Annotated in this window: 7 protein-coding genes; 1 reads left to right on the plus strand and 6 read right to left on the minus strand. The window is 60.9% G+C overall.

What is annotated here, in order from left to right; all coding sequences use genetic code 11:
* The 4 genes from VGO04_RS07735 to VGO04_RS07750 all read right to left on the minus strand — a co-directional run.
* Window positions 1-1,428: helicase-related protein (locus VGO04_RS07735; RefSeq protein ID WP_327495375.1), on the minus strand; the 1,428-nt coding region annotated here is incomplete at its 3' end.
* A 681-nt stretch (window positions 1,429-2,109) separates the two neighbouring features.
* Window positions 2,110-2,835 carry a beta-ketoacyl-ACP reductase gene (locus VGO04_RS07740; RefSeq protein WP_327495370.1) on the minus strand — a complete coding sequence of 242 codons (726 nt, stop codon included), beginning with the start codon at window positions 2,833-2,835 and terminating at the stop codon, window positions 2,110-2,112.
* Between the two features lie 17 nt (window positions 2,836-2,852).
* Window positions 2,853-3,179: a hypothetical protein gene (locus VGO04_RS07745; RefSeq protein ID WP_327495371.1), complete on the minus strand. Its 327-nt coding sequence runs from the start codon at window positions 3,177-3,179 to the stop codon at window positions 2,853-2,855.
* Window positions 3,180-3,225: 46 nt separating this feature from the next.
* Window positions 3,226-4,407, minus strand: coding sequence for an acetyl-CoA C-acetyltransferase (locus VGO04_RS07750; RefSeq protein ID WP_327495372.1), 1,182 nt, complete (start codon window positions 4,405-4,407; stop codon window positions 3,226-3,228).
* Window positions 4,408-4,629: 222 nt separating this feature from the next.
* Here VGO04_RS07750 and phaR point away from each other — a divergent pair, with 222 nt between their 5' ends.
* Complete coding sequence (gene phaR, locus VGO04_RS07755; protein WP_327495373.1) at window positions 4,630-5,208, plus strand: polyhydroxyalkanoate synthesis repressor PhaR; 579 nt, start codon at window positions 4,630-4,632, stop codon at window positions 5,206-5,208.
* Window positions 5,209-5,298: 90 nt separating this feature from the next.
* Here phaR and VGO04_RS07760 read toward each other — a convergent pair whose 3' ends face one another.
* Window positions 5,299-5,700, minus strand: a complete 402-nt coding sequence (locus VGO04_RS07760) for a hypothetical protein (protein WP_327495374.1) — start codon at window positions 5,698-5,700, stop codon at window positions 5,299-5,301.
* Between the two features lie 143 nt (window positions 5,701-5,843).
* Window positions 5,844-6,029 (minus strand): 50S ribosomal protein L32, encoded by a 186-nt coding sequence (rpmF, locus tag VGO04_RS07765; protein ID WP_057254881.1) that lies wholly within the window; start codon window positions 6,027-6,029, stop codon window positions 5,844-5,846.
* Window positions 6,030-6,072 lie beyond the last annotated feature (43 nt).

Consider the following 6,072-nt stretch of genomic DNA (forward strand, 5'->3'; position numbering starts at 1 on the left):
CATGAGCACAGATGTCCTGCGATCAACAAAGCGTTTCGTCAACCGTTCATGTAGTGCGTCGGATAATCGATCTTCAATTTCCCGCGTCTTTTCTTGCCAGTGTGTCGGATCGGCCAGCCATCCGGGCCGGTTCGACACATAAGTCCATGTCCTGATCTGCGCGATTCGCGCCGAAAGTGTGTCGATCTCACCATCGGTATGATCGGCACGCCTGACCTGCTCGGCCATGAAGTCTTCATTTACCGTGCCGCGGCGGACGAGATCCATATAAAGCGTCGAGATCAGGTCGGCGTGCTGGGCCGGCGTGATGCGCCGATAGTCGGGCAAGGCACAGGCTTCCCACAACTTCTCCACGCGCTGGGCATTGGTGGTGATGTCGATGATCTCGGGGTAGCGGACCAGATGCTCGAACGCCTGCTGGTCTACCGCCGGTAGCGCCCGGGCAAGACCCGGGACCGTCGGTGCGGCATCCAGGCTCTTCTTCAGGGCACTGATCGAGGCGTAGTCGAAGGCCTTCGAGCGCCACTGCAGCACCTTGACCGGATCGAATTGATGCGCCTCGATGCGGTGAACGAGCTCATTGTCGAAGGGGTCGACACGACCGGTCACGCCAAAGGTTCCGTCGCGCATGTGGCGACCGGCGCGCCCGGCGATCTGCGCCAGCTCGGCCGGGTTGAGATCGCGGAACTGGTAGCCGTCGAACTTGCGGTCCTGGGCGAAGGCAACGTGATCGACGTCGAGGTTGAGACCCATGCCGATCGCGTCGGTCGCGACCAGAAATTCCACGTCGCCTTCCTGGTAAAGTGCGACCTGTGCATTGCGCGTGCGTGGTGACAGCGCGCCGAGCACGACCGCGGCGCCGCCGCGCTGGCGGCGGATCAGTTCGGCAATCGCGTAGACTTCGTCGGCCGAGAAGGCGACGATTGCCGTGCGATGTGGCAGACGGGTGATTTTCTTCGAGCCGGCATAAAGCAGCTGCGACATGCGCGGCCGTTCGACGACGGTGATGCCGGGCAGCAGCTGTTCGAGGATCGGCCGCATCGTTGCAGCCCCCAGAAGCAGCGTCTCGCCACGCCCCCTCAGATGCAGGATCCGGTCGGTGAAGATGTGACCGCGCTCAAGGTCACCGGCAAGCTGAACCTCGTCGATCGCGACGAAGGATGCCGTCGTCTCGCGCGGCATCGCCTCGACGGTGCAGACCGAAAAGCGGGCGCGATGCGGGGTGATCTTCTCCTCGCCGGTGATCAGCGCGACGTTGTGATGCCCGACCCTTTCGACGAGACGCGTATAGACTTCGCGCGCGAGCAGCCGCAGCGGCAGACCGATAACGCCACTCTCATGGGCGACCATGCGCTCGATCGCATAATGCGTCTTGCCGGTATTGGTTGGCCCGAGCACCGCAGTTACGCCGCGGCCGCTCAGGATCATGGGGTGAACGGACACGTCATCGATCCCGGGCATTCAGAAATTACGGCAGCGTCTTTTGAACGCTGGCGGCAAACACATGCCCACGCACCGAGCCAAACGCAAGGGGCGCCGACAACTAAAACTCTCGCTCAGCACCTCCGATACCCATTGCACCACCTGTTGTGGCCGCGCAATCGAGATTCGGAACAGCCGTGGAACGAATCGGAGACGAATCGCTGACTCCTCGTGATTCACTGTATGTTCACGACTAGATATAGATTTCAACACCGAACGTTGCACCACATGCTGAATCTGGGGCCTATTCGGCACTTTGCAGCCGGCGATTCGCCGAAAACGGGGTCGCCCCACCACCAAACGGCCCCAAGGATTCGGAATCCAAGACTCTGGAAACCCTGGAAAATTTTTAACGAAATTCGTCGGAGATTCCGCTTAGAGAGAGAATGAGAATCGCACGTCATCCGCGCGACCATGGCGGGAACATCCGGCGGCGACTCGTTGCCCGCGCGTTATTCCGCCTTTGTTCTCCTCAACATGTAGTGTCTACGTCGCGTTCCGACAACAGAAAAACCGGTACAACTTCAGGCGCGGGACACGGGAAAAACCGGCAGGGCTTGCGCTCCGCACCACATGAAAAACGGCGCCGGGAAGGCGCCGTTTTCCTGTGTTGGTGAAACGCGGTGGTCAGACGAAAAATTGTCCGCCGTTCGCCGAAATCGTCGAACCGGTGATGAAACCGGCATCGTCCGAGGCCAGAAACACCACGCAGCGGGCGATCTCTTCAGGCTCGCCGAGACGTCCGACCGGGATCTGCGGGATAATCCGTTCGTTGAGGACCTTTTCCGGGATGGCGCGCACCATCTCCGTGCCGATATAGCCAGGGCAGATCGCATTGACCGTGATGCCCTTGGCAGCCCCTTCCTGCGACAGCGCCTTGGTAAAGCCGAGATCGCCGGCCTTCGCGGCCGAATAATTGGCCTGGCCCATCTGCCCTTTCTGGCCGTTGATCGAGGAGATGTTGATGACGCGGCCGAAGCCGCGGTCGCGCATCGCCGACCAGAGCGGATGGGTCATGTTGAAAAGACCGGTGAGGTTGGTGCCGATCACCTCGCCCCATTGTTCCGGCGTCATCTTGTGGAACATCGCGTCCCGAGTGATGCCGGCATTGTTGATCAGGATTTCGACCGGGCCGAGATCGGCCTCGACCTTGGCGATGCCGTCAGCGCAGGCCTGGTAGCTGGAGACATCCCATTTGTAGACCGAAATGCCGGTCTCCTGCTTGAAGGCCTGAGCTTTCTCATCATTGCCGGCATAGTTGGCAGCCACCTTGTAGCCAGCATTCTTGAGTGCGATGGAGATTGCAGCACCAATGCCGCGCGACCCACCCGTGACCAATGCTACCCTGCTCATGCACGCCTCCCACTTGATCAGTTCAGTTTTTCGAATGCCTTCTTCATCAGCTTTTCGCCGACCTGTTGTCCGTAGAGCCCGGCAGCCGCCTGAAACTGCGGCGTCGCGAGCGCGGACATACCCACCTCGCACTTCTCCAGTGCAAGATCCATCATCACGCTGCTGAGCTGGTCCAGCGACGTTTTCAGCGCATCGCTGTCGTCGTTCAGGGCAGCAACCATCACGTCCTTGAAAGCGACCTCCTCATTCGAGGTCGTGTGTTCCAGCATGCACTGCACCAGCCGCGCCTCGTCGAGAGGCGCGGGATTGGCGTGTGCGGAAACAATCGGCGAACCGGCCAGCAAGAGGGAAAACGGAACCCACCTGGCGCTGTTCATCCCGCCAAACCGACTAGAGCCGCTCGACGCACATGGCGACACCCATGCCGCCGCCGATGCAGAGCGTTGCAAGGCCCTTGGAAACGCCGCGGCGCTTCATTTCGAAGAGCAGCGTGTTGAGCACGCGGGCGCCCGATGCACCGATCGGGTGGCCGATGGCAATCGCGCCGCCATTGACGTTGACGATCGACGGATCCCAGCCGAGGTCCTTGTTGACGGCGCAGGCCTGAGCCGCGAAGGCCTCGTTGGCTTCCACAAGCTCGACGTCGCCGATCGCCCAGCCGGCTCTCGCCAGCGCCTTGCGCGACGCGGGGATCGGGCCCGTGCCCATCACCTGCGGATCGACGCCGGCAGTTGCCCAGGAAACGATGCGGGCAAGCGGCTGGATGCCGCGCTTGGAGGCTTGAGCCTCGGTCATCAGAAGCGTTGCAGCCGCACCGTCGTTGAGCCCCGAAGCATTGCCCGCGGTGACCGTGCCTTCCTTGTCGAAGGCCGGACGCAGCTTGGTCATCTGGTCGCGCGTCGCGCCATGGCGGATGTATTCGTCCTGGTCGACGGTGACGTCGCCCTTGCGGCCCTTGACGATGAAGGGAATGATCTCGTCGGCGAAGCGCCCTGCCTTTTGTGCTGCCTCGGCCTTGTTCTGCGAGGCGAGTGCGAACGTGTCCTGCTCCTCGCGGCTGAGCTGCCACTGGCGCGCGACGTTCTCGGCGGTAATGCCCATGTGGTAGCCGTAGAAGGCGTCGGTCAGGCCATCCTTGATCATCGTGTCGATCATCTTGAAATCGCCCATCTTCACGCCGCCGCGAAGATGCGAGCAATGCGGCGCCATCGACATGGATTCCATGCCGCCGGCAACGATGATCTCTGCATCACCGGTTGCAATCTGCTGCATGCCGAGCGCGACTGCGCGCAGGCCCGAGCCGCAAAGCTGGTTCATGCCCCAGGCGGTCTTCTCCTGAGGGACACCCGCCTTCATCGCCGCCTGGCGCGCCGGGTTCTGGCCTTCGCCTGCCTGCAGCACCTGGCCGAGGATCACCTCGTCGACCTCACCGGCCTCGACGCCCGCGCGCTCCAGCACGCCCTTGATGACGGCGGCGCCGAGTTCGTGCGCCGGTGTATTGGCGAAGGCACCGTTGAAGGATCCGACTGCGGTTCTGGCCGCGCTGGCGATCACGATGGAGGGGTTGCTCATGGGACGTTTCCTCAGATTTCTTGCGTGATGGCAGCAGACTGGCAAAGCGCGGGGCGCAAGTCAAACGCCTTGATGCAGTGCCACAAAAGCGTCACCTGAGGCGCAACCGCAAGATTTCGCACTTGCGTCGCCGCAACGCACAAAGACATTGTCAGCGGCGCGCTTTTGCGGATACTCTGAAAAACGCAATAAAGACGGGAAGATGGGTGAGAGGAGACCCTGATGGCGAAGCATGAAGGCCAGATCGTTATAAAAAAATATGCGAACCGGCGGCTCTACAACACCGGGACCAGCACCTATGTCACGCTCGACGACCTGGCTGTCATGGTGAAGAAGGGTGAGGACTTCGTCGTTCAGGATGCCAAATCCGGCGAGGACATCACCCATTCCGTGCTGACGCAGATCATCTTCGAGCAGGAATCCAAGACCGGCAACACGCTGCTGCCGATCTCCTTCCTGCGCCAGCTGATCTCCTTCTATGGCGACCAGATGCAGATGGTCGTGCCGAGCTATCTCGAGCACTCGATGCAGGCTTTCACCGAGCAGCAATCGCAGATGCGCGAGCAGATCAACAAGGCCTTCGGCGACACGCCGCTCGGCAAGAACCTGCAGGTGCCCCTGCAACTTGTCGAAGAGCAGGTGCGGCGCAACACCGACATGTTCCATCAGGCGATGCAGATGTTCTCGCCCTTCATTTCCGCGCCACCGGTGAAGGAAACCAAGAAGGCCGAGGCCAAGGATATCGACGAACTCAAGGAGCAGCTTCGCGCGCTCCAGACCAAGCTCGACAATCTCGGCTGAACAAGGCCCTGACATGGCAGCGGGCGAGAAACACGCTTTCGCCCGCCCTGCCTCAGGCAGCGCCTCGGACAGCTGCCGCGCTATCCTGACCTAGAGGCCGATGGAAACATCCCGCCCGGCCGAACGCATCGACACCGCAAAGCCGGCTATGACGTCGATGAAGCTGATCGTCATCAGGATGAAGAAGAGCTGCGTTGCTGCCGGCGCCAGCAGCAGGAATTCGACCAGGAAAGCGATGAACAGGACCATCGACAGCAGATGATCCATCAGGGCGCGGGAACTCGTGCGGGTCGCCTTCAGCAATTCGACGAAAAGCAGCATCAGCGCCACGACGATCAAGAGGTCACTGAAGCGCATCGTCCAGGTCGCGCCCGACAACATCGACAGCGACAGCATCTCGGCATTCAGCCCGGCAGTGCCGCCGAACATTCCGATCATCGCGAGATTGTAGAGTGCAAAGGGCAGGATCAGCAGCGGGATGGCAGCAAGCATCAAAACTCCTTGACCATTTTTATGCGGCGTCTTCACGCCGGGTGCCAGCGATAGCACGGCGTCGAAGCGGGATCATGTCAGTTGCAAAAAGAAAAAGGGCCGGCAGAGCCAGCCCTTTGAACCTTGTCCGCGAACGGAAACGCTTATGCGTTTTCCTTCGGGGTCAGAACCTGACGGCCGCGGTACATGCCGGTCTTCAGGTCGATGTGGTGCGGACGGCGCAGTTCGCCCGAGTTCTTGTCCTCGACGTAGGTCGGGGTCTTCAGAGCGTCAGCCGAACGGCGCATGCCACGCTTGGACGGGCTCGTTTTTCTTTTAGGTACAGCCATTTCATTCTCCACTTATCGGGCAAACACTGTTCAGCAGCCGAAA

Origin of the sequence: Ensifer sp. (assembly GCF_035999185.1) — a bacterium.
In the GTDB taxonomy this organism is placed as follows: Bacteria; Pseudomonadota; Alphaproteobacteria; order Rhizobiales; family Rhizobiaceae; genus Ensifer.

What these genes read in the sequence shown, in the direction of transcription:
- VGO04_RS07750 (WP_327495372.1), bottom strand. Translation starts at nt 4,407, where the DNA reads ATGAGCAACCCCTCCATCGTGATCGCCAGCGCGGCCAGAACCGCAGTC.
- VGO04_RS07760 (WP_327495374.1), bottom strand. Translation starts at nt 5,700, where the DNA reads ATGCTTGCTGCCATCCCGCTGCTGATCCTGCCCTTTGCACTCTACAAT.
- phaR (WP_327495373.1), top strand. Translation starts at nt 4,630, where the DNA reads ATGGCGAAGCATGAAGGCCAGATCGTTATAAAAAAATATGCGAACCGG.
- VGO04_RS07740 (WP_327495370.1), bottom strand. Translation starts at nt 2,835, where the DNA reads ATGAGCAGGGTAGCATTGGTCACGGGTGGGTCGCGCGGCATTGGTGCT.
- rpmF (WP_057254881.1), bottom strand. Translation starts at nt 6,029, where the DNA reads ATGGCTGTACCTAAAAGAAAAACGAGCCCGTCCAAGCGTGGCATGCGC.